This is a genomic window from Hyphomicrobium sp. 802 (assembly GCF_000526135.1).
In the GTDB taxonomy this organism is placed as follows: Bacteria; Pseudomonadota; Alphaproteobacteria; order Rhizobiales; family Hyphomicrobiaceae; genus Hyphomicrobium_B.
This window is the reverse complement of sequence record NZ_JAFM01000001.1, coordinates 2,563,149-2,588,489: the sequence shown is the minus strand read 5'-3', so window position 1 is coordinate 2,588,489 and position 25,341 is coordinate 2,563,149. Positions and strand designations below refer to the sequence as shown.

The 25,341-nt window shown below is 60.7% G+C and carries 25 protein-coding genes and 1 tRNA gene; 13 read left to right on the top strand and 13 right to left on the bottom strand.

Features of this window, described 5'->3' with window-relative positions; all coding sequences use genetic code 11:
- Positions 1-277: 277 nt before the first annotated feature.
- Positions 278-817 carry a formaldehyde-activating enzyme gene (gene fae / locus HYP802_RS0113025; protein ID WP_013947803.1) on the top strand — a complete coding sequence of 180 codons (540 nt, stop codon included), beginning with the start codon at positions 278-280 and terminating at the stop codon, positions 815-817.
- A 190-nt stretch (positions 818-1,007) separates the two neighbouring features.
- On the opposite strand, the gene HYP802_RS0113020 is transcribed toward fae, so the two are convergent.
- Positions 1,008-1,083 (bottom strand) — tRNA-Ile (locus tag HYP802_RS0113020).
- Positions 1,084-1,180: 97 nt separating this feature from the next.
- Positions 1,181-1,948: a hypothetical protein gene (locus HYP802_RS0113015; protein ID WP_013947773.1), complete on the bottom strand. Its 768-nt coding sequence runs from the start codon at positions 1,946-1,948 to the stop codon at positions 1,181-1,183.
- A gap of 212 nt (positions 1,949-2,160) precedes the next feature.
- Here HYP802_RS0113015 and HYP802_RS0113010 point away from each other — a divergent pair, with 212 nt between their 5' ends.
- Positions 2,161-2,889 (top strand): SIMPL domain-containing protein, encoded by a 729-nt coding sequence (locus HYP802_RS0113010; RefSeq protein ID WP_013947772.1) that lies wholly within the window; start codon positions 2,161-2,163, stop codon positions 2,887-2,889.
- A gap of 91 nt (positions 2,890-2,980) precedes the next feature.
- Here HYP802_RS0113010 and HYP802_RS0113005 read toward each other — a convergent pair whose 3' ends face one another.
- The 3 genes from HYP802_RS0113005 to HYP802_RS0112995 form a co-directional block, all read right to left on the bottom strand.
- Positions 2,981-3,889 (bottom strand): carbon-nitrogen hydrolase family protein, encoded by a 909-nt coding sequence (locus HYP802_RS0113005; RefSeq protein ID WP_013947771.1) that lies wholly within the window; start codon positions 3,887-3,889, stop codon positions 2,981-2,983.
- A 111-nt stretch (positions 3,890-4,000) separates the two neighbouring features.
- Entirely contained in the window at positions 4,001-4,609 is a 609-nt protein-coding gene (locus tag HYP802_RS0113000) for a hypothetical protein (protein WP_013947770.1), read from the bottom strand.
- Positions 4,610-4,623: 14 nt separating this feature from the next.
- Positions 4,624-5,058: a ketosteroid isomerase-related protein gene (locus tag HYP802_RS0112995; protein WP_013947769.1), complete on the bottom strand. Its 435-nt coding sequence runs from the start codon at positions 5,056-5,058 to the stop codon at positions 4,624-4,626.
- A gap of 125 nt (positions 5,059-5,183) precedes the next feature.
- Here HYP802_RS0112995 and HYP802_RS0112990 point away from each other — a divergent pair, with 125 nt between their 5' ends.
- Positions 5,184-5,804, top strand: a complete 621-nt coding sequence (locus HYP802_RS0112990) for a TIGR02466 family protein (protein WP_013947768.1) — start codon at positions 5,184-5,186, stop codon at positions 5,802-5,804.
- A 6-nt stretch (positions 5,805-5,810) separates the two neighbouring features.
- On the opposite strand, the gene HYP802_RS0112985 is transcribed toward HYP802_RS0112990, so the two are convergent.
- Positions 5,811-6,386: a carboxymuconolactone decarboxylase family protein gene (locus HYP802_RS0112985; protein WP_013947767.1), complete on the bottom strand. Its 576-nt coding sequence runs from the start codon at positions 6,384-6,386 to the stop codon at positions 5,811-5,813.
- Between the two features lie 87 nt (positions 6,387-6,473).
- A complete protein-coding gene (locus tag HYP802_RS0112980) occupies positions 6,474-6,893 on the bottom strand; it encodes a secondary thiamine-phosphate synthase enzyme YjbQ (RefSeq protein ID WP_013947766.1) in 420 nt (139 codons plus the stop codon).
- Positions 6,894-6,930: 37 nt separating this feature from the next.
- On the opposite strand from HYP802_RS0112980, the gene greA (HYP802_RS0112975) reads away from it, so the two are divergent.
- On the top strand, positions 6,931-7,389 hold the full coding sequence (greA, locus tag HYP802_RS0112975) for a transcription elongation factor GreA (RefSeq protein ID WP_013947765.1): 459 nt from the start codon (positions 6,931-6,933) through the stop codon (positions 7,387-7,389).
- A gap of 10 nt (positions 7,390-7,399) precedes the next feature.
- On the opposite strand, the gene HYP802_RS0112970 is transcribed toward greA (HYP802_RS0112975), so the two are convergent.
- From HYP802_RS0112970 to HYP802_RS0112955, 4 genes are all read right to left on the bottom strand, one after another.
- The gene (locus HYP802_RS0112970) at positions 7,400-7,894 is read right to left on the bottom strand and encodes a VOC family protein (RefSeq protein WP_013947764.1); all 495 of its coding nucleotides are present in this window, start codon (positions 7,892-7,894) and stop codon (positions 7,400-7,402) included.
- 300 nt (positions 7,895-8,194) lie between these two features.
- The gene (gene rpoD / locus HYP802_RS0112965) at positions 8,195-10,174 is read right to left on the bottom strand and encodes an RNA polymerase sigma factor RpoD (protein WP_013947763.1); all 1,980 of its coding nucleotides are present in this window, start codon (positions 10,172-10,174) and stop codon (positions 8,195-8,197) included.
- A gap of 111 nt (positions 10,175-10,285) precedes the next feature.
- On the bottom strand, positions 10,286-12,280 hold the full coding sequence (gene dnaG, locus HYP802_RS0112960) for a DNA primase (protein ID WP_013947762.1): 1,995 nt from the start codon (positions 12,278-12,280) through the stop codon (positions 10,286-10,288).
- A gap of 232 nt (positions 12,281-12,512) precedes the next feature.
- Entirely contained in the window at positions 12,513-12,950 is a 438-nt protein-coding gene (locus HYP802_RS0112955) for a GatB/YqeY domain-containing protein (protein ID WP_013947761.1), read from the bottom strand.
- A 174-nt stretch (positions 12,951-13,124) separates the two neighbouring features.
- Between HYP802_RS0112955 and carA the strand changes: the two genes are divergently transcribed.
- The 7 genes from carA (at position 13,125) to greA (HYP802_RS0112920) (ending at position 22,251) form a co-directional block, all read left to right on the top strand.
- A complete protein-coding gene (gene carA, locus HYP802_RS0112950) occupies positions 13,125-14,324 on the top strand; it encodes a glutamine-hydrolyzing carbamoyl-phosphate synthase small subunit (protein ID WP_013947760.1) in 1,200 nt (399 codons plus the stop codon).
- Positions 14,325-14,347: 23 nt separating this feature from the next.
- Positions 14,348-15,385 carry a ChaN family lipoprotein gene (locus HYP802_RS0112945; protein WP_013947759.1) on the top strand — a complete coding sequence of 346 codons (1,038 nt, stop codon included), beginning with the start codon at positions 14,348-14,350 and terminating at the stop codon, positions 15,383-15,385.
- 115 nt (positions 15,386-15,500) lie between these two features.
- On the top strand, positions 15,501-16,130 hold the full coding sequence (locus tag HYP802_RS0112940) for a hypothetical protein (RefSeq protein WP_013947758.1): 630 nt from the start codon (positions 15,501-15,503) through the stop codon (positions 16,128-16,130).
- A gap of 33 nt (positions 16,131-16,163) precedes the next feature.
- Positions 16,164-16,865 carry a hypothetical protein gene (locus tag HYP802_RS0112935; protein ID WP_013947757.1) on the top strand — a complete coding sequence of 234 codons (702 nt, stop codon included), beginning with the start codon at positions 16,164-16,166 and terminating at the stop codon, positions 16,863-16,865.
- Between the two features lie 120 nt (positions 16,866-16,985).
- Positions 16,986-18,209 carry an MFS transporter gene (locus HYP802_RS0112930; protein WP_013947756.1) on the top strand — a complete coding sequence of 408 codons (1,224 nt, stop codon included), beginning with the start codon at positions 16,986-16,988 and terminating at the stop codon, positions 18,207-18,209.
- 152 nt (positions 18,210-18,361) lie between these two features.
- Complete coding sequence (gene carB / locus HYP802_RS0112925; RefSeq protein ID WP_013947755.1) at positions 18,362-21,637, top strand: carbamoyl-phosphate synthase large subunit; 3,276 nt, start codon at positions 18,362-18,364, stop codon at positions 21,635-21,637.
- Between the two features lie 125 nt (positions 21,638-21,762).
- Positions 21,763-22,251, top strand: coding sequence for a transcription elongation factor GreA (greA, locus tag HYP802_RS0112920; protein WP_013947754.1), 489 nt, complete (start codon positions 21,763-21,765; stop codon positions 22,249-22,251).
- Positions 22,252-22,275: 24 nt separating this feature from the next.
- On the opposite strand, the gene HYP802_RS0112915 is transcribed toward greA (HYP802_RS0112920), so the two are convergent.
- Together HYP802_RS0112915 and HYP802_RS0112910 are read right to left on the bottom strand one after the other, a co-directional pair.
- Positions 22,276-22,839 (bottom strand): hypothetical protein, encoded by a 564-nt coding sequence (locus HYP802_RS0112915; RefSeq protein ID WP_013947753.1) that lies wholly within the window; start codon positions 22,837-22,839, stop codon positions 22,276-22,278.
- A gap of 27 nt (positions 22,840-22,866) precedes the next feature.
- A complete protein-coding gene (locus HYP802_RS0112910) occupies positions 22,867-23,355 on the bottom strand; it encodes an Lrp/AsnC family transcriptional regulator (protein ID WP_013947752.1) in 489 nt (162 codons plus the stop codon).
- A gap of 115 nt (positions 23,356-23,470) precedes the next feature.
- Between HYP802_RS0112910 and HYP802_RS0112905 the strand changes: the two genes are divergently transcribed.
- Entirely contained in the window at positions 23,471-24,520 is a 1,050-nt protein-coding gene (locus HYP802_RS0112905) for a mitochondrial fission ELM1 family protein (protein ID WP_013947751.1), read from the top strand.
- Positions 24,521-24,542: 22 nt separating this feature from the next.
- The gene (locus tag HYP802_RS0112900) at positions 24,543-25,292 is read left to right on the top strand and encodes a type II CAAX endopeptidase family protein (RefSeq protein WP_013947750.1); all 750 of its coding nucleotides are present in this window, start codon (positions 24,543-24,545) and stop codon (positions 25,290-25,292) included.
- The last annotated feature ends 49 nt before the right edge of the window (positions 25,293-25,341 follow it).

Below are 25,341 nucleotides of genomic sequence, written 5' to 3'. Positions count from 1 at the left end.
GCCGTATTCCAATTCGAAGTGATGATTGTTTTAAATTAACGATCAGATTAATCGCCAGCCGTGCAGACCAATTGAAACCACGGCCGCTCAGCATCTGCCGCCCGCGCTGAACTGAGCGTGACACCATGAGGTGTCGGTGCGGCGCAACTCTATTGTTCGATTTTCTTCGTGGCGGCCGGTTGGTTGCAAGCTAAGAAAGCGGTGACCGGGCGCATCGTCTGAGGCTGATCCAGTCCACCGATCGCAGGCTGAAATGGAACCATCAAGAGAGGACTGCATGAGCGATATTATTTTCAAGGCCGGTGAGGCGACTGTACTCGCAGCTCCGGGTCAGTACACTGATGCTATGCCCGAGGTGCTGATCGGTTCGGTCAACGGCCCGGTGGGGCATGCATTCGCCAGCATGATGGGTCAGAGCGTCGGCCACACCCGGTTTTTCGCAATACGCGATCTCAACCAAATGGCGCGTCCGGCCACCATGATGACGACGAAGGTGACAATCGCCTCCGGCGAGTATGTCGAACTGCTCGGCGGTGTCGTGCAGGCCGCGATCGCTGATGCGGTCGTCGATAGTGTCGCTGAGGGAATTATTCCGAAGGCGATCGTCGATGAGATCTGCATCGTCGTGACGATCTGGCTGGACCCGCGCTGCGCCGAGCACGCCGAACTCGACAAGAAAGATCTCTACAATACGAACTACAAGGCTATGAAGCTGGCGATCGAACGCGCCCTGAAGAGCGAGCCGTCGATCGATGAGCTGATCAAGAATCGCAAGACCATCAAGCACTACGCTTTGGACGGCGTCATCGACTACTGACGCACAACGTCAGCTCTCCACCACTTAAACGACGGAGCCGTGCGATCATCCGCGCGCTCCGTCGATGGGGGTGCTGACAGATGCATCAGAAGGGAAATTCAGCAGACGCGTAATTGGTCGAGGTGAGAGGAGAACCTCGAACCGAAACCATCACGCGCAGGGGCGGTGTGACGGCTGCGCGCAAAAAATGTGGTGGGCCCGCCAGGACTCGAACCTGGAACCAGACGGTTATGAGCCGTCAGCTCTAACCATTGAGCTACGGGCCCACGCGGTGCTTCTCATACCAGATGTTCGCCGGGCGGACAGCCTCAACGACGATTTTGTGTCAGGCATTCTGTCGCCGCCCGGCAAGCGCTAGCGAGGCTATTTCGTCCGGTTCCGGGCGCCCCGTTTGCCGTAGCGCTCATCGTACGTCTGCCCCGTCGCGATCCGGTAGGCCGTGTTCCGCCCCGCCCGGAAATAGCGCTGCAACGCCCGCCGCAATGTCCAGGCCGGACGCGTCTGATCGTGAATGCTGTCGTGCACGACGACGGCGTCGGTCGGCGCGTCATGCAACTCAATTCCGGCATACTTGAGCGGGAGCGTGCCGACGGCATAGCGTTCGGGGCTGTCGCCCATCACCTCGATCAGAATTGCTTCCGCGGAGTCTCCCTTACCGGCGTATTGGCATCCCGCCTCCCAGGCGGCAATGAACGCATCTGCGCCGGCCGTGGGTCGAAGCAGCAGCACGCGCGTCGTGGGCTTCAAGGCGCGCCGCGTTGTGCCAAGCGCCGTGCCCTTCGTCCGCATGGCAAGATCGCCGGGCGATTGCAGGATGCCGCTAATGTCGCCGCGGACGGTGCAATCGACGTCCATGAAAATCAGCGGCCGGTCCGGATAGTTGCGGCGTGCATCCGCCATGACCGTCGGCTTCTGCCGCGTCTGCGAATACCAACTGTCGCCAAGAACAGGGCGCGCATAGAGATGGTGCGAGATGCGATGCTGGATGAGATTTTTAGAGAACGCCGACGCCGCGGGTTCGTAATTGGGCGTGAAAAAACCGATCACCACGAAATCCGCGCCGAACGATTGGCGAATATCGTCTCCATGGTTTCTGATGTCACTGTCTGCGCGCGGCTTGGTATCGACCATTCTGACCGTCTCGGAGTCCTTGGGAAGCCATGAACGCCGCCCGGTCCGGCCCAATGGCTACAAATGCTATAGCAGGAGATCTGGGCGTCGCAAGGCGGCGAGCCCCGCTTTGCAACGGCCAGCGACGTGTCATTCATCCGAACGACAGTATTTCGCCTTCATTTGTCCTCGAAACGACTATAGCCAGCGAGGAAAAACTGGCGGAGACACCCATGCTTAGCGCTTTGCGTCCTCGAGATATTGTTTCGGCTCTCGCAATCGGCGGCATAGTCGCGCTGCTGATGTTCTCGCCCGCCATGGCGCGCGCGGACGATAAACCATTGGAACGGACAATTACCGTCTCGGCGACAGGCACGGCCGAGGCAGAGCCTGATCGCGCGCGCATCACGTCCGGCGTTTCGACGGAAGCCGAGACCGCGCGTGACGCGTTAACGAAGAACAGCGAGACGATGACGAAGATCATCGACGAGCTGAAAGGCAAAGGCATCAACCCGAAAGATATCCAGACGGCTTCGTTCAACGTCGAGCCGGTGATGGACTATAAAGAGGGCCAGCCACCGAAGGTGCGCGGCTATCGCGTCGGCAATCAGGTGATCGTTCTGGTTCGCAAGCTCGATCAGCTAGGCGAGATCCTCGACAATGTCGTGAGCGCAGGCGCCAACCAGATTCAGGGCCTCGCCTTCGAGGTGTCGAAAGAAGATGCTCTGAAGGACGACGCGCGCAAGGAAGCCGTCGCCAATGCGCTGCGCCGTGCCAAGCTTCTCGCCGCAGCTGCGGGTGCCGACGTCGGCGACGTGATACAGATTTCGGAAGAGACCTCGTCGAACGGCCCGGTGATGTACGCACCGCGGCTCGCGAAAGCTGCCACGTCCTCGGTGCCCATCGAAGCCGGCACCAGCACGCTCGAAGCGCGTGTGACGATCACCTGGGCATTGAAGTAAGAAATCGGCTTCCGGCCGGCTCCCCGGAGGGGAGTCGGAAGCCGAAACAAAAAAGCTTCTGGCTCGACGAAGGAAGAGTCGGAAGCCGAAACTAAATCAGCTTCACGACTTCGACGTCGACTTTTGGCGTCGGAGCGCCGGGCTGCACCGACCAATCGCCGAAATTGTGCATCTCGGCCGAAACGCGCAAATGCGTAAGCCGCGCAATGTCGATATCGGCGACGACCCACTCGGCCGCGTTGAGCGTGCCTTGCGCAAGCACGCCCGTATCGGAAATGCCATGCTCGGACGGCACGTAAATGCCGGCTGCACCGGCATTGAAGTCGACAGCCGGAGACCACGGCGCATCGCCGACGGTTGGGCTCTGCACGGCCGCAATGGTGTTTTCGAGCGCGCGCGCCATCGAGCCGGTGCGCACCCGGTGATAACCCGAGACGCGCTCCGTGCATGACGGCACAAGCAACACTTGCGCGCCAGCTTCCGCCATCGCGCGAGAGATCAGCGGGAATTCGCTATCGTAGCAGATCGCGATGCCGAACGTGCCGATCGACGTCTCGAACACGCGCACCGTCTTCCCCGCCGTCACGCCCCAGTTCTTTTCGAACGGCGTCATGACGAGCTTTTCCTGCACGCCGACCGAACCCTTCGGCGTGACGAGCTGCGCCGAGTTGACGAACAACCCGTCTGCGGTCTTCTCAGGTCCCGAGCCGACGAGGATATGCACCTTGTGCTTCTTGGCGAGATCGACGTGAAACTGAACGCGCGCGTCCTTGATCTCTGCCACCTTGGCAAGCGTCGCCTGCAGGTCGCTATAGACCTCCGGACCGAAGCACGCCGCCTGCTCGATCGCCGCGTACTCCGGAAAGACCAGAAGCTCTGCGCCCGTCGCTGCGCCATTCTTCACCCAAAGCGCGATCTTCTCTTCCCATTCGGCAAGCGTCTTCGGCTGGCCGATCGGGTACTGAGAGCTCGCAACTTTGAGTGTCTTCTTGGCGGTCATCGCGTCCTCACGTTTGCGGCTTCCGGCCGGCTTCCCCACAGGGGAGTCGGAAGCCGCAACGAAATAATGGCTTCCGGCCGGCTCCCCGCAGGGGAGTCGGAAGTCGCAAACTTATAGTTTCTTCATCCAGAATTGCATGTCGTGGGTCGTTTCGGCGGTCTGGTCGATATCCTGCCAGTCGTAGGTGGCGACGATGCCGTCGACCGGTTCATAGCCGCGCTTTCTCCAGAACGGATCAAGTGGGGCGTAATCCGCCGGTTTCAACGGATGGTCTTCAGGCCGAACGACGCGGCAGAACGACGAGTATTCAAAGCCGCCGAGCTTCTTCGCCTGCGCCTCGCGTCCGTCGAAGAACGCATGGCCGAGGCCGTGGCCGCGATGGCTTTTGAGCAGCACGCTCTCGCCGCAATAGAAGATCTTGGAGATGTCGTAGCCCGCTTTCTTGAACGGTTCGCCGAACTCGTCGGCATGCTCGATCATCGGCGCGCCGGTCGAAGCGCCCACCATCTGATCTCCGTCATAGGCGCAGACGACGACCGCGCCTTTCGCCTTGGCGAACTTCTCAAGATACTTCTGCTCGTATTCGAGCGTGCCTTCGTAGAGATAAGGCCAGTCCCGAAAGACGATCATGCGCAGGCGGCTGAGATCGGACAGGACCGGAAGGATATCCGCTCCTGTCACCGATTTGACCTCGAGCTTCTTCTTTTCGTCAGCGGCCATTCGCTCTCTAGTCCTTAGCCTGCGACCTGTGCGATCCAGTCGGTCAGATTGTAATAGGTGGTGACGCGCGCAATCTTGCCGTCGCGGATGGCGAAGAACGTGCCGGCCGGGAGAACATACTTCTGGCCGACCGCGTCGGGCAGACCTTCTTCCGTGTTCTTGTAAATGCCGTGCACGTTGAATTCGGCGGAAGCGCGCGTTGCGTCCTTCGACACCATGACGACGATGTCTTTCAGCTCTTCCTTGTAGTTGTGCGTCATGCGCGCATTGAAGGCGCGGAACTTCTCGATGCCCTGACGGCGCTCGCCCTGGTTGACGTCGTGAATGACGTCGTCGGTCAGAAATTTGAGCATCGCGTCGGTATCGCCGCGGTTGAAAGCCTCATAGTAGTCGCGGATGAGGGCGGCGGTTGCGGCGCGGGCCGCAGATTCAGCGGACGTCTCGGACATCGGTCGTTCTCCGGTGGGCTTTTCGATTCGATCTGCCGGGGGTCTTAGCAGGTCGGGTCCCGGCCTTCCATGCGCAAGGATGCTGCGGTAAACGCGACATTTCACCTTCCATCCGGAAAGAGATCATGGCACGCATTCAAGAGCTTTTCGTCACCCACGTTTACCGTGAGGAGCTCCAGCGCGGCGCGACATCCGCGCTCATGGCCGAGCTTCTGGATGCCGCTCACGAAATCGCTGCCGCCGACCGGGCGGGGCAGGGATGGTCGAAAGCCAATGATTATCCTGGATATACATCCTATGCCTCACTCAACGACCTCCCCGATCGGCATCCGGCCTTTGCCGATCTTGTCGCGGTGCTGGATCGCCAGGTCGCGGCCTTTGGCCGGACGCTCGAATTTGACTTCGACGGCCGCCGCCTCGTGCTCGACAGCCTCTGGATCAACATCCTGAAGCCCGGCGGCTATCACACGGCGCACATTCACCCTCATTCGGTCATCAGCGGCACGCTCTATCTCGCGGTGCCGAAGGACGCGAGCGCTATCAAATACGAAGACCCACGGCTGGCGATGCAGATGGCAGCCCCGCCGAAGAAGCCCTCGGCGAAGGACAAGAACAGAACGTTCGTCTCAGTCGCGCCCGCGCCGGGCACGCTGCTGCTCTGGGAAAGCTGGCTTCGCCATGAAGTGCCGGTCAATCACGCCAAAGCCGAGCGCGTGTCTGTGAGCTTCAATTACCGATTGGATTGAGAACGCTCAATCCGCGGTTCCGTCGTCAGGCAACGGCACGTCGAAGCCATTGAGGATGACCGAGACTGCACAATAAAGCCCGACGAGATAGATGAACTCCGCCGCGCCATCCTCACCGAATGCGCCGACGGCGCGGTTATATGTCAACGCCGGAAGCGTGCTCCCCGTCACGAGGCTCGACGCCAGATCATAGGCGACAGCTTCCTCTTCCGTCAGATCGTTCGGCCGGTTTCCGGCAATGATGGTCGTGATTTTTTCGTCGGGAAGCCCGCGCAATTCCGCGACAAGCACATGCGCGTAGAGTTCATACGCCGCGTGAAACTTCGTGCCGGTGACGAGAATGGCGATCTCGCGCACCTGCCGCGGTAGCTTCGGCGATGCCGACATCGCCTTGGTATACTCCCACACCGCGCCGCCGAACTGCGGAAAGCGCAGCCACGGGTTCCATGGCCCGATAAGCTGGCCGGTCTCGTTGATCGCGGTGAAACCTTTGAAGTTGTTCTGGATGCCGTTCTTCATGTCGGCATAGAGCGTTTTCTGCTCGGGCGTCAGCGTATCCAGCGGGATCAGAGGCAGGCGCATCGGGGCACTCCTTTGGAGGAAGGGGAGGGGGACAGTCTCGGCACCGTTAAGCTAGAGATGTTTCAGGCTGATGCCAAAGCGCAGACGTTAATCGCCGATCACATGCACGATGACCTGTCGGTCGTGCGGATGCGCGCGATGCTCAAAAAGGTAAATGCCCTGCCACGTCCCGAGCATCAGCCGCCCGTTGGCGATCGGGATCGTCAGGGTCGTCTGCGTCAGCGCACTCTTGATGTGCGCCGGCATGTCGTCGGCGCCTTCCGAGCGGTGAATGAAGAGCGGATCGCCGTCCGGTACGAGGCGCTTGAAGAAGGCAACGAGATCGCGCTGCACGTCTGGATCGGCGTTCTCCTGGATCAGCAGCGACGCCGACGTGTGGCGGCAGAAAATGTGCGCGAGTCCCACCTCGATCTCTGCGTCGCTGACGATCTGCACCACGTCGAGCGTAAACTCGGACAGACCCTGTCCACGGGTGTTAAGGGTCAATGTTTGCTGGTATTGCCGCATTCTGGTACCGGCCTCGGAAAATGCTTATATTGGTTTAATGAGCAGAGCATTTGTCAGAGAATCCGATGCCGTCGAAGAGCTTCCCGAGAAGCTCGTGTCCGAGCATCGCAACCTCGTCACCCCGGAAGGCTTAGCGCTGATCCAGGCCGAGGTCGAACGCCTTCAGGATGAGCTGGCCGAGGGCCAGCGCTCCGGAGATCGTGATGCCATCCAACGGACGTCACGCGATCTGCGCTATTGGAACCAGCGGCTGACGACGGCCGAAGTCCAGGCCGCGCCGGCGAACGCTTCCATCGTCTCGTTCGGCTCGACCGTCACGCTCGAGCGCGACGACGGCCGCGTGCAGAAATTCCGCATCGTCGGCGAAGACGAATCCGATCCCGCCAAAGGCAAGATCTCTTACGTTTCTCCGCTCGCCCAGGCGCTGATGGAAAAAGCCGTTGGCGACACCGTCACGGCCGGCGCGGGCGAGGCCGAGATCATCAAGATCGAGTAGTGCGATCGGCTCAGGACGCGTGGTCGGACGACGGCATGAATTTCTTCATCGCCTCTTTGATTTCGCGCTCGCTCATATCGCGTTTGTGCGTCGCGACCGACCACTTGTGCCCGAACGGATCTTCGATGATGCCGTAGCGGTCGCCCCAGAACATGTCTTCGACCGGCATGCGCAGAATCGCACCGGCCTTCACGGCGCGCTCGACGAATGCGTCGACATCGGCGACATAGAGGTGGATCGTGACCGGGCTGCCGCCGAGCGTGATCGGCGAAGATGAACCCCATTCCGGCAACTCGTCGACCAGCATGAAGCGGGCGTTACCGACGCGAACGGCAGCATGCATCAGCTTCCCGTTGGCACCCACCAGCCGCATTTCTTCTTCGGCGCCGAATGCCTTTTTGTAGAAGTCGATCGCGTCAGCCGCCCCCGCGCAGACGAGATGGGGGGTGATCGCTTGGCAATTTTCGCTTCGGATGCCGCCGGCATTCTCCTGAACTTGGGACACGGTTTCCTCCAATTCTTATGGGGCTGCCGTACAGCTCAAATCCGGGAAAAGCTGAGGTTTTTGACCTCGCCGCAGCCGATTTTCCCGGCTGTTCAGTCTCAATAACAATGACGGCGACTTAAAGAAGGGACAAGACCTCTGTTTTCGCTAGTAGCGAACGAAGTTCAGCATAAGCAGCAAATGCCCGAAAGTTCGATAAACTATTGGAAAAACATTCGAACGCGTGACGGCGTTCCGGTGCCCCGTGGAGAGTGCCCAAAACGAGAAAGGGCCGCTTTCGCGGCCCTTTGAAATTCTGGATCAGTTATCCAGGAAACTCCGCAGCTTCCGAGACCGGCTCGGATGTTTCAGCTTCCGTAGCGCCTTGGCTTCGATCTGGCGAATACGTTCGCGCGTGACCGAGAACTGCTGGCCGACTTCTTCGAGCGTATGGTCCGTGTTCATGCCGATGCCGAAGCGCATGCGCAGCACGCGTTCTTCGCGCGGCGTGAGCGAGGCGAGCACGCGCGTGGTCGTATCGCGCAGGTTCGACTGGATCGCCGCTTCGATCGGCAACACCGCGTTGCGGTCTTCGATGAAGTCGCCGAGGTGCGAATCTTCCTCGTCGCCGATCGGCGTTTCGAGCGAGATCGGCTCTTTCGCGATCTTCAGAACTTTGCGCACCTTTTCGAGCGGCATCGCGAGCTTTTCCGCCAGCTCTTCCGGCGTCGGCTCGCGACCGATTTCGTGCAGCATCTGGCGCGAGGTGCGGACGATCTTGTTGATCGTCTCGATCATGTGCACCGGAATACGGATCGTGCGCGCCTGGTCGGCGATCGAACGCGTGATCGCCTGCCGGATCCACCATGTCGCGTAGGTCGAGAATTTGTAGCCACGGCGGTATTCGAACTTATCGACCGCCTTCATCAGACCGATGTTGCCTTCCTGGATGAGATCGAGGAACTGCAGGCCTCGGTTGGTGTATTTCTTCGCAATCGAGATGACGAGACGAAGGTTGGCTTCGACCATTTCCTTCTTGGCCTGACGGGCCTCGCGCTCGCCCTTCTGCACCGCTTTCACGATGCGGCGGTATTCCGGAATCTCCAGACCCGTTTCGGTTGCGAGCTGATGGATCTCGGCGCGGATCTGTTCGACCTGGGCGCGTTCCACTTTGACGAACTGGCCCCACTTCTTGCCATTGTTGGCAACGCGGTCGAGCCACGTCTGGTCGAGTTCATTGCCGTAATATTCGTCGATGAAGTGCTGGCGCGGCACGCCATAGCTGTCGGCGAGGCGCATCAAGCGGCCTTCGAGACCGATGAGGCGTTTGTTGATCGCATAAAGCTGTTCGACGAGGCTTTCGATACGGTTGTTGTTGAGCGACAGCGACTTCACGTCGACGATGATCTCGTCGCGGAGCTTCTCGTAAGCTTTCTGCTGCTGGCGCGAACCCTGCTCGCCGACGAGCTGCTGTTCGAGCTTTTTGTCCTGCTGCTTGCGCAGTTTTTTATAGGTGCCTGCGATCTGATCGAAGGTTTCGAGAACCTTCGGCTTGAGTTCGGCTTCCATCGCCGCAAGCGACATGGCGTTCTCGAACTCGTCCTCGTCATCGCTTTCGCCCGACTGCGATTCCTGCTCGCCCTCGGATTCCTCGCCTTCGCCGGACATCGCCGGCACTTCTTTGGCTTCCGGCCCTTCGTAGGTTGCTTCGAGGTCGATAATGTCGCGAAGCAAAATCTTGCCGTCGTTGAGTTCGTCGCGCCAGATGATGATGGCCTGGAACGTCAGCGGGCTTTCGCAAAGACCGGCGATCATCGCTTCGCGGCCGGCCTCGATGCGCTTCGCGATGGCGATTTCGCCTTCGCGCGACAACAGCTCGACCGAACCCATCTCGCGCAGATACATACGCACCGGATCGTCGGTACGCTCTGCCGGTTCGGCTTTGCCTTCCGACTTCGTCAGCGCGGAGGAGCTTTGCGTGACGAGCGAACGGCCTTCTTCTTCGTCAACGAGGTCCTCGCCGCCTTCTTCCTTCTCTTCGCCTTCCTCGTTCTCGACGACAGTGATGCCCATATCGGAGAGGGTGGCGTAGAGATCCTCGATCTGATCGGATGAAACTTCCTCCGACGGCAGCACCGAGTTGAGCTGATCGAGCGTAACGTAGCCCTTAGCCTTCGCCGACTTTAGAAGACGCTTGACCGCCTGGTCGGAAAGATCGAGGAGGGGGCTGTCGCGTTCTGGTGCATCGGCGGCCTGATCTTTGTCTTCTGTCTTCTGGACTGCCTGCTGGGCGCGTGCCATTTTCGTTCCTTGTCGTCTGCGCCGCTTCCGCACGGAAACGGCTCAATTCTGATTTAGGCTCCGAACTGCTGCCTGCCGCAGCGCGCCGAAGCCGGAATGCGAAATACGCGCCTATCCAGCGCGCTTTACCTCAGAAGCGTCGTCGTCGGGTTGCTCGAACTCTTCGTCCATTTGATCCATCGCCGCCTCGCGGGCGATCTGGCGTTTGATGTCGAGAAGGCGCATCTCGGCCTCTTCTGTGCAATCCCGATACCAAGCCTCCTCAGCTGCTTTCAGCGCAACGCCGAGCGCAGCCTGTCGCTGATGCAACGCCAGAATATGGTGCCAGGCGGCTTCGACATCGGCGGCGGAGGCATCGGGCTCGGCAAAACGGTCGCTGGCGTGCGTAATCGTTTGCGCGACGAGGTCCACCACCTTTGCAACCCCCGATTTGCTCAATTGGGTGCGTAAAGTTGCGCTGTCAAGTGAATTTTGGCGTGCATGAACCCCTAAAATTTCGTCGCGAAGCACCGAAAGCGCTGGCGCGGCAAACTCGATCGCCGCAATCGCCTCGGAATACTCATCAATCAACCACGGATGGTTAAGAAGGGTTTTCATGATCAGAGCTTCGCGCGGAGATATGCTCTGAAAATGGCTAGTGAGTTCCGGGCTGGCAAGGGGCAGGGCATTTACCACGTCACGCCGGCTTGCAAAGCGCCGCTCGCTGGATGCACCCCCGAGCCGGGTGCGGTCGCGCTGGCGCCAGTCGGGCGCCGCCACAGGCCGCGCATAGGACCCTTGGCCCTTGCCACCGTCAAAGCGTCCCGCCGAAGCCGCACCGCCGCGCATGGGCGAGCGCTGACGCCCAAGCTGATACAACCTGTCGCGAAGCTCCCGCGCGTAATGGTTGCGGACTGCCGCATCCTGGATGGAGTTGGTCAGTGCTCCAAGCCGGGCTTCCAAAGCCGCCCGTTGCTCGGGCGTGGTCGTCGGCTGGGCGTTAAGCTCCCGCTCCCACAGCACGTCGATCAGCGGTCGTGTTTTTTCCAGGACCTCCGACATCGCGGACGCGCCCTGCTGGCGGATCAGATCGTCCGGGTCGAGGCCATTCGGTAGAAAGGCAAAAGCCACGCTGTGACCCGGCTTGACCCAGGGCAGGGCGACCTCAACGGCACGGTTAGCCGCCTTCTGTCCGGCGCTGTCGCCGTCGAAGCAAAGGATCGGTTCTGGTGCTATACGCCACAGAAGCTTCAACTGATCTTCCGTCAGCGCCGTTCCAAGCGGTGCAACGCTTTCGCCGAAACCGGCCTCGCTAAGCGTCACGACGTCCATATAGCCTTCAACGACGATGACACGGTTCTTGTCGTGCCCTGCCGACCGGGCGCGGGCGGCGTTGAACAGAATGTGCCCTTTATGAAAGAGGGGCGTCTCGGGCGAATTAAGGTACTTGGCCTGGGCGTCCTTATCGAGCGCGCGGCCGCCGAACGCGATGACGCGCCCTTTGAGATCGAGGATCGGGAACATGACGCGGTTGCGGAACCGGTCATAAGGCTCAGGAATATCGGCCCCGGCGATCAACATTCCCGCCGTCGCCATGTCGGCGGGGGAAAAGCCTTTGCCTTTGAGAAACGCACTCAGCGCCGTCCGCGAATTTGGAGCGAAGCCAAGCCGGAAGCTTTGGATCGTCTCGGCAGCCAGTCCGCGCTTTTCGAGATAGCGGCGCGCTTCGCCGCCGGGACCCGCACGCAGCGAAGTCTCGAAGAATTCCGCTGATGCGTCGAGCAGCCGGTAAAGGCGTTCGCGCTGGTCTTCCTGCTCGATGTTACGCTCGGGCTGCTTCGGCATCGGCACGCCCGCTTCCGCCGCGAGGCGCTCAACCGCTTCGGGAAATTCCAGCCCCTCCGTCCTCATCACGAAGGTGAAGATGTCGCCATGCTCGCCCGACGCGAAGCAGTGATAGAAACCCTTCTGGTCGTTGACGAAGAATGACGGGCTTTTCTCAGCCTTGAATGGCGACAGCCCGCGGAATTCCCGGCCCGCCTTCTTCAGCGCAACTTTCCGGCCGACCACCTGGCTGACCGACAGCCGGGACCGGATCTCATCCAGAAAGTTTGGACTGAAGCGCATGCGCGTAATAAGGCCTCAGGAGAGCGACGGGCTGCGCCGCACCTTCTTGCGAAGGCCCGCAGCGGACTGATCAATAGGTGATTCGCTCAGAAGCCCGGCTATTCAACGCCTTGTTGCGTAAAGCCATACCCGCTTTCCACAGTGCCTACGCATTAGGCATTCCCGTCGCAGGTGTCATCCTCGAGCTTGGCCCGAGGATGACAGGATATGTATGTCTTTTTCTAGCCGGCGATCAGCCTAGCGCCGCCTTGACTGCCGCGCTGGCCTTCTGAAAATCCATTTGCCCGGCGTACTTGGCTTTGAGCGCGCCCATCACCTTGCCCATATCCTTGGGCGACGCTGCACCCGTTTCCTTGATGGCCTCGGCAATGGCCGCCGTGACGGCAGCATCGTCCATCTGCTTCGGCAGGTATGCTTCAATAATGTCGATCTCGGCCTGCTCTGTCGCAGCCAGCTCCGGACGGCCACCGCTTGTATATTGGGCGATTGAATCCCGCCGCTGCTTCACCATCTTGGTCATGACCGCAAGGATCGCCGCGTCGTCGAGGTCTTTCTTCGCTTCGATTTCAGCGGATTGAATGGCCGCGTTGATGAGCCTGAGGGTGCCCACCTTCTGTTTTTCGCCGGCTTTCATTGCCGTTTTGATGTCTGCGTTGATCTTCGCGCGCATGGGTAGGTCTCCTTGAGGTCGAAGGGCTGGTTTACGGTCTGCGCGCAGGCTGGGGCAAGCCTTTAACAAAGCACGGACTTTCTTGCCGTGTCCGGAATTGACGTTGTAAAGCCGTTCCCCTAGGTTCCGCCGCGACGAGCGACCCGCGCTTGCAATTCCTTGAATGGACGACAGATGACCGCACCTGAACCCTGGACAGAAGTGCCTCTAACCGCACGCCTTGTGCTTGATGACGGAACCGTCATCGCCGGACGCGGCCTTGGTGCTACGGGGACGGCCGTCGGCGAGGTCTGCTTTAACACGGCCATCACCGGCTACCAGGAAATCCTGACCGATCCGAGCTACGCCGGTCAGATCATCACCTTCACCTTTCCCCACATCGGCAACGTCGGCGCCAATCCGGAAGATACCGAGACGTCGAACCTTGCATCGCGCTCAGGCGTCCGCGGCTGCATCCTGCGCGCCGACATCACTGACCCGTCGAACTATCGCGCCGCTGAAAATCTCGATGCCTGGCTGAAGACCCGCGGCATCGTCGCCATCGCTGGTGTCGATACCCGCGCGTTGACCGCACGCATCCGCGAGCGCGGCATGCCGAACGGCGTCATTGCGCATCATCCCGATGGCAAGTTCGATATCGAAGCGCTGAAGGCCGAGGCCAAGTCCTGGCACGGGCTCTTGGGCCTCGACCTCGTCCCGGAAGTGACGAGCGGTCAGAGCTATTCCTGGGATGAGCAGCGCTGGGTCTGGAACAAGGGCTACCCGCGCAACGAAAACCCCGAGTTCCATGTCGTGGCAGTCGACTATGGTTTGAAGCGAAACATTCTGCGCTGCCTCGCATCCGCCGGCTGCAAGGTCACCGTCGTTCCCGCGAAGGAAAAGGCCGAGGACATCCTGGCGCGCAATCCTGATGGCGTCTTTCTGTCGAATGGTCCCGGCGATCCTGCGGCAACTGGCGAATACGCCGTCCCGGAAATCAAGAAGCTCGTCGACAGCGGCAAGCCGGTGTTCGGCATCTGCCTCGGACATCAGATGCTGGGCCTCGCGCTGGGCGCGACGACGAAGAAGATGCATCAGGGCCATCACGGTGCCAACCACCCCGTGAAGGACTTCACGACCAACAAGGTCGAGATCGTGTCGATGAACCACGGCTTCGCCGTCGATCGCGACAGCCTGCCCGATGGTGTCATTGAAACGCACATTTCTCTGTTTGACGGTTCGAACTGCGGCTTGGCCCTCGAAGGCCGTCCCGTGTTCTCCGTCCAACACCATCCCGAGGCATCGCCCGGACCGCAGGACAGCCACTATCTCTTCACGCGCTTCGTCAACATGATGCGCGAGCAGAAGGGGCTGCCGACGAGCCGCGAACGCTGAGGGGCTCGCTCCCTGGGAAAGTAATGCACGTCGTCCATCGTCTTATCGCTGCGGCCCTGCTGTTGATCGGCTGGGCCGCCGACGCGAACGCCTGTTCGTCAGCCAGGCGCGGTCCCTTTTTGAAAGAGATCGCGCAGACATCGAAATCATGCGCCCATCCGCTCTGCGGGCAAATCTACGCCACCGCCCGGCCGGAGGCAGAAGATCCCAAAACGCCGTGTCCGGACGATCAATGGCAACGTCTCGATGCGGCCGTGACGGCTGCGCTCTCGGCCGGCGGCGTCCTGATCCTCGGCGAGATGCATGACAACGCCACGCACCATCTCTTGCAGGCGGCAGCCATTCGTGAGTTTGCGCTGTCGGAGCCTTCGAACGAAACCGCGATCGTGTTCGAGCAGCTTCGTGACGATCAGCAACCCGGCATCGACAAATTTACCGCCAAGCAGCGCAGCGGCGAGAAAGTAACCGTCGCCGACTTCAAGCTCGCCGTCGCCTGGCAGAAGTCGAACTGGCCGGACCTCTACGATCCGCTGTTCGAAACCGTGATCGCCGCCAAGCGACCGTTCTATGCAGGCGACGTGTCGCGCGCCGAAATCATGAAGGCGGCGAAAGACGGGGCAGGGGCGGCCGACGCTAGCAAGCGCCTTGCGCTCGATGTTCCGCTGGGTGCGAAGTTCGACGCCGCGTCCATCAAGGAAATCGAGGATGCCCATTGCGGCGCGTTGCCGAAGGAAGCGTTCGACGGCATGGCGTTCGCGCAGCGGTATCGCGACGCGCATCTGGCCGATGCTGCCTTGAAAGCCTCGCAGCAGCACGGCTCCGCCATTCTGATCGCCGGAACGGGCCACGCCCGGACTGATCGCGCCGTGCCGTGGTACCTCCGAAAGCGGACACCGGAGAAGAAAGTCGTGTCGGTGATGTTCGTCGAGGTTGAGACGGACAACACCGATCCAGATACCTATGTGCCGCGCGATCCCGATGGCCTGCCGGCAGCCGACTTCATCGTTTTCACGCAACCGGCCGAGCGTGGCGATCCGTGCGAGAAAATGCGCAAGAAATAGCCGGAACGCGCCGCTGCTCGTTTTTATGGCGCACACTCATCAACCTTGCTGAACTTTAAGGTCGCGTCTGCGGCAAATTTGCTTATAACCCAGGAAAAAATCTGGGAGGAATTTGATGCGCCTTTTCTTTGTCGCCGTCGCGGCACTCGCGGTCGCGACCCCGGCAGCCGCCGCCGGAACGGATTGCTCGGCCGATGTTCTTAGCGCCATCAGGAAGCAGCTATCGTTGAAAGCCTTCCGGGTCGAATTTTCGCAGGAAACCGCCGAAGGCGAGGCCCACATGCGGATCGACTACATGCCGCCGCTCAGGATGCTCCAGACAGTCACGTCGCCCGCGATGCCGGGTGAGCAGCAGACGATGCTGGTCGACAACCGGGCATTCTCCGGCTCGGGTGGCAGCTTCGAGGAACTGCAGCCGCAGTTCACCCAGTCGATCGTCGCCGAAGTGGCGGAAGCTTTGGCGCGGCCGAGCAAGCTCGAAGGTTACGACTGCATCGGCCCGGTGAAGTACGAGAACCAGGATCTTGTCGGCTACCGCTTCGAAGACAAGACGCATCCGCAGACAGATCGCGCGAAGATCATGACGCGCACGATCTACGTCGATCCAAAGACCGGGCTGCCGGCTTATAATGTCATCGCCACCTTGGCCCAAAACGCCAAGCCGCTGCGCGAGGTCAAATATTCATATCCGACCGACATCAACATCGTTGCGCCTCAAAACGCGCCGGTGCAAAAGGTCCATTAACGCCGCTTATCCGGCTTCGTTTGGGATATTTCCATGCGCCGCAGTGCATTTGCTCTTATTTTAGTTGCCGTTTTCGCGGGTGACGCGGCGGCGCAAGTCCCGCCGACGGCGCCTGCAAAGCCGAACGCCAATCCATGTCGCGACGAAGTTTCGGCCGCGCTCCAGAAGCTGCGCAAATCATCGTGGTTCCGTATGGACACCCAGATGATCACGGAGAACGGTCCGACGTCGATGCAGGTCGATTACGTTCTGCCTGACCGGATGCGTCAGACAGTGACCGACAAGCTCACCAACAAGACCACGCAACTCATACTGGTTGGTGACCACGCCTGGGCGGACCAAGGAAGCGGCTGGCGGCCGGTGCCGCAACAGATTGCAGCGCAGCTTCGCGAGCAGATGGACGACACCGTCGTCAGACAGCAGACCGACGTCGGCGATTACTCCTGCAAAGGCCGCGCGCAGATCGATGGCCGCGATGTGCTCTCCTACAAGCTCGAAAGCGAGCCGGAGAAAGGTTCAAGCTCGCCGCAGAACCAAGCCTTCCGTATGTTCTACGTCGACGCGCTGACGGGTCTGCCGGCAAGCAATGCGCTGCTTGCGCCGGGTCACGAAGACAAGCCAATCTTCAAGACGACCTATTCGTTCCCGATCGACATGAAAATCGAGCCGCCGAAGGATGCTTTGCCGGACAAGGCGCCAGAGCCTGCGACACCGGCGCCTGCTGAAGGCAAGTAGCGGGACTTTCCGCACTTTTCAGAACGATGTGCACGCCCATGCGCGGCCGGATGGCTGCCATGCCGGCGTGCGCGATGTGTTTCGCGTGCTCCGGCGTTAGAAGCCCGTCCGGAGATTCCCATGACCGTCATCGATTCATCCCGCGCCGCGCTTCGCGCGCCGGTCGCCAGCGCCTCTCTCGCCGTCCTGCTCGCCGTGAGCTTCAGCCATATGCTCAACGACGTGATGCAGTCGCTGCTCGTCGCCATTTATCCGATGCTGAAGGCCACCTACCGGCTTGATTTCTGGCAGATCGGCCTGCTGACGATGGCGTTTCAGATCACGGCCTCGCTGCTGCAGCCGTTCATCGGTCACTTCACTGACAAACGCCCGGTTCCCTATTCGACCAGCGTCGGGATGGGCTCGACGTTTGCGGGTCTCATATTGCTGGCTTTCACCATCAGCTACCTCGGTTTGCTGATCGGCGCTGCGCTGGTGGGTGTCGGCTCGGCGATTTTCCATCCCGAGTCCTCGCGCATCGCCCGGCTGGCATCGGGCGGACGCCACGGCTTCGCCCAGTCGCTGTTTCAGCTCGGTGGCAACTTCGGCACCGCGATCGGCCCGTTGGCCGCGGCATTCATCGTCGTCCCGCGCGGACAGCCGAGCATCGCCTGGTTCGCAGCCATCGCGCTGGTCGCTATGGTGATTTTGTGGAAGGTCGGCGAATGGGCATCAAGCGCCGCGCCGAAGCGCAAGGGCGCATCGCTTGGCCCTGGCCTCATTCATTCCCGCGGTCGCACGGCCGTCGCGTTGGCGGTGCTCGCTGCACTGATGTTCTCCAAGAATATCTACACCGCGAGCTTTGCGAGCTTCTACACCTTCTATGCCATCCATCAGTTCGGCGTTTCCGTGCAGACGTCGCAGCTGATGCTGTTCGCGTTTCTGGGAGCGTCCGCCGTCGGCACGATCCTCGGCGGCGTGTTCGGCGACCGCTTCGGCCCGAAGATGGTGATGTGGTTCTCTATCCTGGGCTCGCTGCCGTTTTCTCTGGCGCTGCCCTACGCGGATCTCACCTGGACCGTGATTCTGTCGATCGTCATCGGCCTGATCATGTCGTCGGCTTTTCCGGCCATCGTGGTGTTCGCGCAGGAGCTTATCCCCGGGCGAGTCGGCATGATCTCCGGCATTTTCTTTGGTGCAGCGTTCGGTATCGCAGGCATCGCCGCAGCGGTGCTTGGCCTTGTCGCGGACGCCAAAGGGGTCGGCTACGTCTACGAGATTTGCTCGTATCTGCCATTGCTCGGACTTTTGACCGTGTTCCTGCCCGGCGAACGGACGGAATATGACAAAGTAAAAACAGCTTAAATTGCTTTTGAGGCGAAGAACGTCGCAGCGCGATATTTTCGGGGGTTCCCCCGGCACGATGCTTTGCCTATAAGGCCCCCTTAGCCCGTCGTTCCATCCACCCCTGAGCCGACCGCGTCACCCCGCGAGCCTCGGCCAAATTTTTGCGCCGCATGCCAAAACGCACTGACATCAAATCCATTCTTATCATCGGCGCAGGCCCGATCGTCATCGGCCAGGCGTGCGAGTTCGACTATTCCGGCACGCAGGCCTGCAAGGCGCTGCGCGACGAGGGCTATCGGATCATCCTGGTCAATTCCAATCCGGCGACCATCATGACCGATCCGGACCTCGCCGATGCAACCTACATCGAGCCGATCACGCCCGAAGTCGTGGCCAAGATCATCGCCAAGGAAAAGCCCGACGCCATCTTGCCGACGATGGGCGGCCAGACCGCACTCAACACCGCGCTGGCGCTGCACAAGCAAGGCATTCTGCATCGCTACGGCGTCGAGTTGATCGGTGCCAAGGCTGAGGCCATCGACAAGGCCGAGGACCGCAAGCTGTTCCGCGAGGCGATGGAAGAGATCGGGCTCGAAACGCCGCGCTCCCGTCTGGTGCACAATCGCGACGAGGCGGCGTCCGCCATTGAGCACGTCGGCCTGCCGGCGATCATCCGTCCGTCGTTCACGCTCGGCGGTACGGGCGGCGGCATCGCCTACAATCGCGAGGAATATTTCGAGATTATCGACCGCGGCCTTGATGCCTCGCCGACGTCCCAGGTCCTCGTCGAGGAAAGCGTCATCGGCTGGAAAGAGTACGAGATGGAGGTCGTCCGCGACAAGGCGGACAACTGCATCATCATCTGCTCGATCGAAAACATCGACCCGATGGGCGTGCACACCGGCGACAGCATCACCGTCGCACCGGCACTGACGCTGACGGATAAAGAATATCAGATCATGCGCGACGCCTCGATTGCCGTCCTGCGCGAGATCGGTGTTGAGACGGGCGGCTCGAATGTTCAGTTCGCGGTCAATCCGGCAGACGGCCGCCTGATCGTCATCGAGATGAACCCGCGCGTGTCGCGCTCGTCTGCGTTGGCTTCGAAGGCGACGGGCTTCCCGATCGCGAAGGTCGCGGCGAAGCTCGCCGTCGGCTACACGCTCGACGAAATTCAGAACGAGATCACCGGCGGCGCCACGCCCGCGTCGTTCGAGCCGACGATTGATTACGTCGTCACGAAAATTCCCCGCTTCGCGTTCGAGAAATTCCTCGGTGCCGACACGACGCTGACTACGTCGATGAAGTCGGTGGGCGAAGCCATGGCCATCGGCCGGACGTTCGCCGAGAGCATGCAGAAAGCGCTGCGCTCGATGGAGACGGGCCTGACCGGCTTCGACGACATCCAGCTCGAAGGCCTAGGGCAGGGCGACGACAAGAACGTCGTCCGCGCCGCCGTCTCGCGCCCCACCTCCGACCGCATTCTGAAAGTCGCGCAGGCCTTCCGCGAAGGCTTCTCGCTCGACGAGATCCATCAGTATTGCAAAATCGACCCGTGGTTCCTCAGCCAGATTAAGGCGATCACCGACACCGAAGCGCGCATCATCGCGCACGGCCTGCCGAAGACTGCGCCGCAGCTGCGTGCGCTGAAGGCGCAAGGCTTCTCCGATGCGCGCTTGGCGAAGCTCGGAAAGGTCAGCGAGACCGATGTCCGCAAGCTGCGCAAGGATCTGGGCGTCACGCCCGTATTCAAGCGCATTGATACGTGTGCTGCCGAATTTGCATCGCCCACGGCCTATATGTATTCGACTTACGAAACCGGCCTCAGCGGCGATCCCGTCTGCGAAGCCGATCCGAGCGCAAAGGATAAAGTCGTCATCCTTGGCGGAGGCCCGAACCGCATCGGCCAGGGCATCGAATTCGACTACTGCTGCTGCCACGCCTGCTTCGCGCTGACGGCCGCCGACTTCGAAACGATCATGGTCAACTGCAATCCCGAGACCGTTTCGACCGACTATGACACGTCCGACCGGCTGTTCTTCGAACCGCTGACCGCCGAAGACGTGCTCGAAATCATCCGCGTCGAAAGCCGAAAAGGCTCGCTGAAGGGCGTCATCGTGCAGTTCGGCGGCCAGACGCCGCTGAAGCTCGCCAGCGCGCTGGAAGAGGCAGGGGTTCCGATCCTCGGCACGTCGCCCGACGCCATCGATCTCGCCGAAGACCGCGACCGGTTCAAAGCGTTGATCGATAAGCTCAACCTCAAGCAGCCCAAGAGCGGCATCGCCAAGACGCCGGAAGCCGCCCGCGGCATTGCCGAAGAAATTGGCTATCCCGTCGTCATCCGTCCGTCCTACGTGCTCGGCGGCCGCGCGATGGAGATCGTACACGACGGCGCCGAAGTCGACCGTTACGTCGCGCGCCTGTCGGCAACGCTCGATAGGCCGTCGGAACTCGTCGTCTCCGACAAGCGCCCGCTGCTGATTGACAGCTATCTGACCGACGCTGTCGAAGTCGATGTCGATTGCCTGTCCGACGGCAAGGATACGTTCGTCGCCGGTATCATGGAGCATATCGAGGAAGCGGGCATCCACTCCGGCGACAGCGCCTGCTCGCTGCCGCCACACTCGCTCTCGACGACCATCGTCGCCGAGCTTGAACGCCAAGCCCGCGAGCTCGCTCTGGCGCTCCGCGTTGTGGGTCTGATGAACGTGCAGTTCGCCATCAAGGACGAACAGGTCTTTATTCTCGAAGTGAATCCGCGCGCGTCTCGCACGGTGCCGTTCGTCGCGAAAGTCATCGGCCTGCCGATCGCCTCGATCGCGGCCGAAGTCATGGCTGGCAAACCGCTCGCAGATTTCAAACTCGCGAAACCGACCTACACGCATATTGCGGTCAAAGAGGCGGTTTTCCCGTTCGCGCGTTTTCTCGGTGTCGATCCTATTTTGGGACCTGAGATGCGCTCGACGGGCGAAGTCATGGGCATCGACCACGACTTCGCGATGGCCTTCGGCAAGAGCCAGCTCGGCGCCGGGCAGAAACTCCCGTCCAAGGGCACGGTGTTCGTCTCGGTCAAAGAAAGCGATAAATCCCGCGTCGTGGCCCCGGTCCGGGAGCTGGCCGCCATGGGCTTCAAGGTCGTCGCGACCCGCGGAACCAAGCGCTTCCTGGAAGCGAACGGCATCCAGTGCGATGCCATCAACAAGGTTCTGGAAGGCCGTCCGCACATCGTAGACGCCATCAAAAATGGCGATATCAACCTCGTTTTTAATACAACCGAGGGTTCGAAAGCTCTGAGCGATAGCAAGGACATCCGGCGCACGGCCTTGCTTCACCACATCCCCTACTATACAACATTGGCGGGGGCGGTAGCGGTTACACGGGCTATCAAAGCACTGGCATCGGACACCCTGGACGTGGCTCCGTTGCAGGCTTTCGCGCATCGCTAAGCCGTTCGCCGACCAGACGGGGCACCCGAGATCGGCTGCCCCTTCATTGCTTTCCTAATTGCCAAGCTTACTGTTAGCGTGTGTCGGGGCCATCCCCGCAATTGATTGAGACGTTGGAGAAGATGATGGAACGGGTGCCGATGACGCTTGAGGGCTACAAGAGCCTTGAGGAGGAATTGCAGCGGCTGAAAGCCGTCGAGCGCCCGCGTATCATCGCGGCCATTTCGGAAGCCCGCGCACATGGCGATCTTTCCGAAAACGCAGAATACCATGCCGCCAAAGAGCAGCAGGGACTGAACGAGGCCCGCGTCGCCGAGATCGAAGATAAGATCAACCGTGCAGAGATCATCGACGTCACCAAGCTGTCGGGCGATACCGTCAAGTTCGGTGCGACCGTGACGCTGGAAGACGAGGATTCCGGCGAGAAGGTCAGCTACATGATCGTCGGCGATACCGAAGCCAATCTGCGCGACCGCAAGATTTCGATCTCCTCGCCCATCGCCCGCGCGCTGATCGGCAAGTCGAAGGGCGAAAGCGTCGACGTCACCACGCCGAAGGGCGTCCGCACGTTTGAGATCCTGCAGGTGAAGTGGGGCCTAAGCCCGCCTGCCTGAAGCTAAGCAGACGTTCGAGGTCGGCTAGTCGTTGCCGCCTTCGAAAAACGCCGCGGCGTCCTGGCATTCCTCTTTTGACGGCACAAGGTCGAACGTCTTGTCGATGCCGTCCTTGCCGGACAGCTCGACTTCGGAATCGCCACCATCAACAGAAATACCGTCGTCGCCGGTCACGAGTTTCAGACCGTCTTTCTTCGGGGTGAGCCTGAAAATGCCGCCGTCGCTTTCGAGATAGCATTCGAAATCGTCGTCGTTGGTTTGACAGTTTGCTCGCTGGCCGAACCAGTCCGATCCCGACGTCAGCATGACGGCGAACCCGAGCGTGAAGCGATCCGGCGTGTTCGGTGTGCCGTCGGTGTTCGCCTTGGAAAGATCTATTTCGATCTTGCGCACGCGCTGCTGTGGATTGGCGGCCAGCGCCCTATCGTCGAACGTTTGGGCGAAGCAGGGGAGTCCGCCGAGCACATTGCCGAAATAAGTATTGAACAGTTCGTCAGACGTCGCTGCGACGGCAACTGAGGTGCTTGGAATTATCGAAAGGAGGACAGCTTTTGCCGTCCAAGACGTCCATTCAGAAAAGGTCCGCATCAACCCTCCAAAATACGTCGCGCCCGGTTACGTCCCCTCAGGCCCCGCGACGCTGATCGGAACGCCGGGTTCGCGCTTGGCACGCCGGATCGTCAGGTATGTCTTGACGCTTGCGACATTGGGCGCTGCCGTCAATTCTTCCAGCACGAAATTCTGAAACCCCTGCAGATCGCGCGCGATGCATTTCAGTATAAAGTCGCTCTCGCCGGACAGCATGTAGGCTTCACGGACGAGGGGCCAGCCGAGAATGCGGTTCTCAAAGGCGTGGAGGTCCGCTTCAGCTTGATTGTGCAGCCGGACCATGGCGAAGGCCGTCAGCCCGTATCCGAGCCTCACTTCGTCCACCAACGCGGTATAACGTGTGATAAGCCCGGCTTCTTCGAGCGCCCGAACGCGGCGCAGGCAGGGCGGAGCTGAAAGACCGATGCGATTGGCAAGCGCAATGTTGGTGATGCGGCCGTCGGCTTGCAGCTCTCGCAAAATTCGCCAGTCTGTTTCGTCGAGTTCTAATGCCATGACCGCGCCGTCGCAGGAAACGTTAGAGTAATATCAGGAATGGTCCCCAGCGCGCAAAGTTTCGCAAATTTCTTTAAATGCCGTTCCGGCATAAGCGCGATGTCGATGAGCGGGAATGGCAGTCGTGTCTGACCTGATCCCAGCCGATAGCGATCCCCCGGTGATTACCGGCCGATCCGCGTGGATTTTTTCGGACGGCAAGGCTGGCCACGAAGCTCAGTGTCAGGGCGTCGTCGAAGCGCTCGGCCTGAACGCCATCGTCAAGCGCAGTAACCTTTCGGGCATATACAAGCTGATGGCGCCGTGGGGACCGCTTCCGGCAGGGGAGCGCATGGGCAAGAACGGCAGCGCGCTGGGTCCGCCGTGGCCAGCGTTCGCGTTCGCCACCGGGCGGACGACCATTCCCTACATCCGCGCGCTGCGGCGCCACGCTGGGCTGCAGACATACACAGTCATCCTGATGGACCCAAAGACCGGTCCGAATAGCGCCGACCTCATCTGGGTGCCGCAGCATGACAGCCGCCGCGGTCCGAACGTCGTCACGACGCTGACTGCGCCGCACCGGTTTTCTCCGGCTCGGCTCGAAGCATTGAGGGCCAATATTCCTGCCGCGATCGCTGCGCTGCCGACGCCTCGGATCGCCTGCCTCATCGGTGGCCCGAACGGCGATTATCACTACACGGACGCTGACGAAGAGCGCCTCGTGGCTTCCCTCGGCGCGCTTATCGACAACGGCGCCGGTCTGATGCTCACCACCTCGCGGCGGACGCCGGAACGCTTGGCCAAGCGCCTTCAACAGACCATGGCCGGTAAGCCTGCCATCTTCTGGAACGGGGACGGTCCCAACCCTTATCCGGACTTCCTCGCGCAAGCGGATGCTTTCGTCATCACCGCCGACAGCGTCAGCATGATCTGCGAGGCCGCCGCCACTGGCCGTCCGATCTTCCTGTTCTCACCGACGGGCGGTAGTCCGAAGTTCGACCGTTTCCATGCAGCCCTTGCGGCCTACGGAGCAACCCGTGCGCTGCCAGCTGCCGGCGGCCCGTTATCAATGTGGAGCTATAAGCCGCTTCACTCCGCTGACACGATCGCCGACGAAATTCGCAGGCGCTGGCTGAAGCGCGCCGCGATGCTGCCGGGGCTCGTCAACGCCACCCGATCCTAAGCCGTTCAGCGCGGGAGTTTCGATGACAGCCTCTTTCCTAACAAAAGACGTCATCGGAGCCACCGGCAGGATAACGGCGGCCGGAACTGTCGATGATGGCGCTGCCATTCCGCCGCTCTCCGACGCGCGTCGATTGCAGCTATGGCTGGAATTCGGCCTCATCTACATCGGGCTGCCGATGCTAATGCGCATCGCCGTATTCGATTACCGTGTGCCGCTGTTCTATGCGCTCCCGCCTGTGCTCGCCGGTTTCATCGCGTTTCTCTATTTCGACAAAAGCTACAGCCTGAAACAGGAACTGGCACGCTGGCCCGACCGCGCCACGCTTCTTTCGATCTTCCTGATCTTCGCAATTGGAAGTCTCGTTGTGGCCGGGCTCGTCGCGGCGATCATGCCTGACAGGTTGTTCTCCCTCGCGGCCGAGCGCCCCGGACTTTGGCTGAAGATCATGGTGCTTTATCCGTTCACGTCGGTCCTAGCGCAGGAGTTCGCCTATCGCGTCTTCTTCTTTCACCGCTACGGCGTGCTGTTCAACTCACGCTGGACGCTCATTCTCGCGAACGCATTGGCGTTCGGCTTCGGCCATGTCCTGTTCCGCAACTGGATCGCCGTTGGCGGAACGTTCGTCGTCGGATTGCTGCTCGCGTGGCGCTACGAACGCTCGCGCTCGTTCTGGGCCGTCTATATCGAGCACGTCCTGTGGGGCTGGCTTGTTTTTACGATTGGCCTCGGCGTCTACTTCTTCACCGGGGTCAAGAACCCGGCTTGGTGACAATGTGCTGGCGGCCGGCTCCCTGTAGGGGAGTCGCCTGCACCCCAAA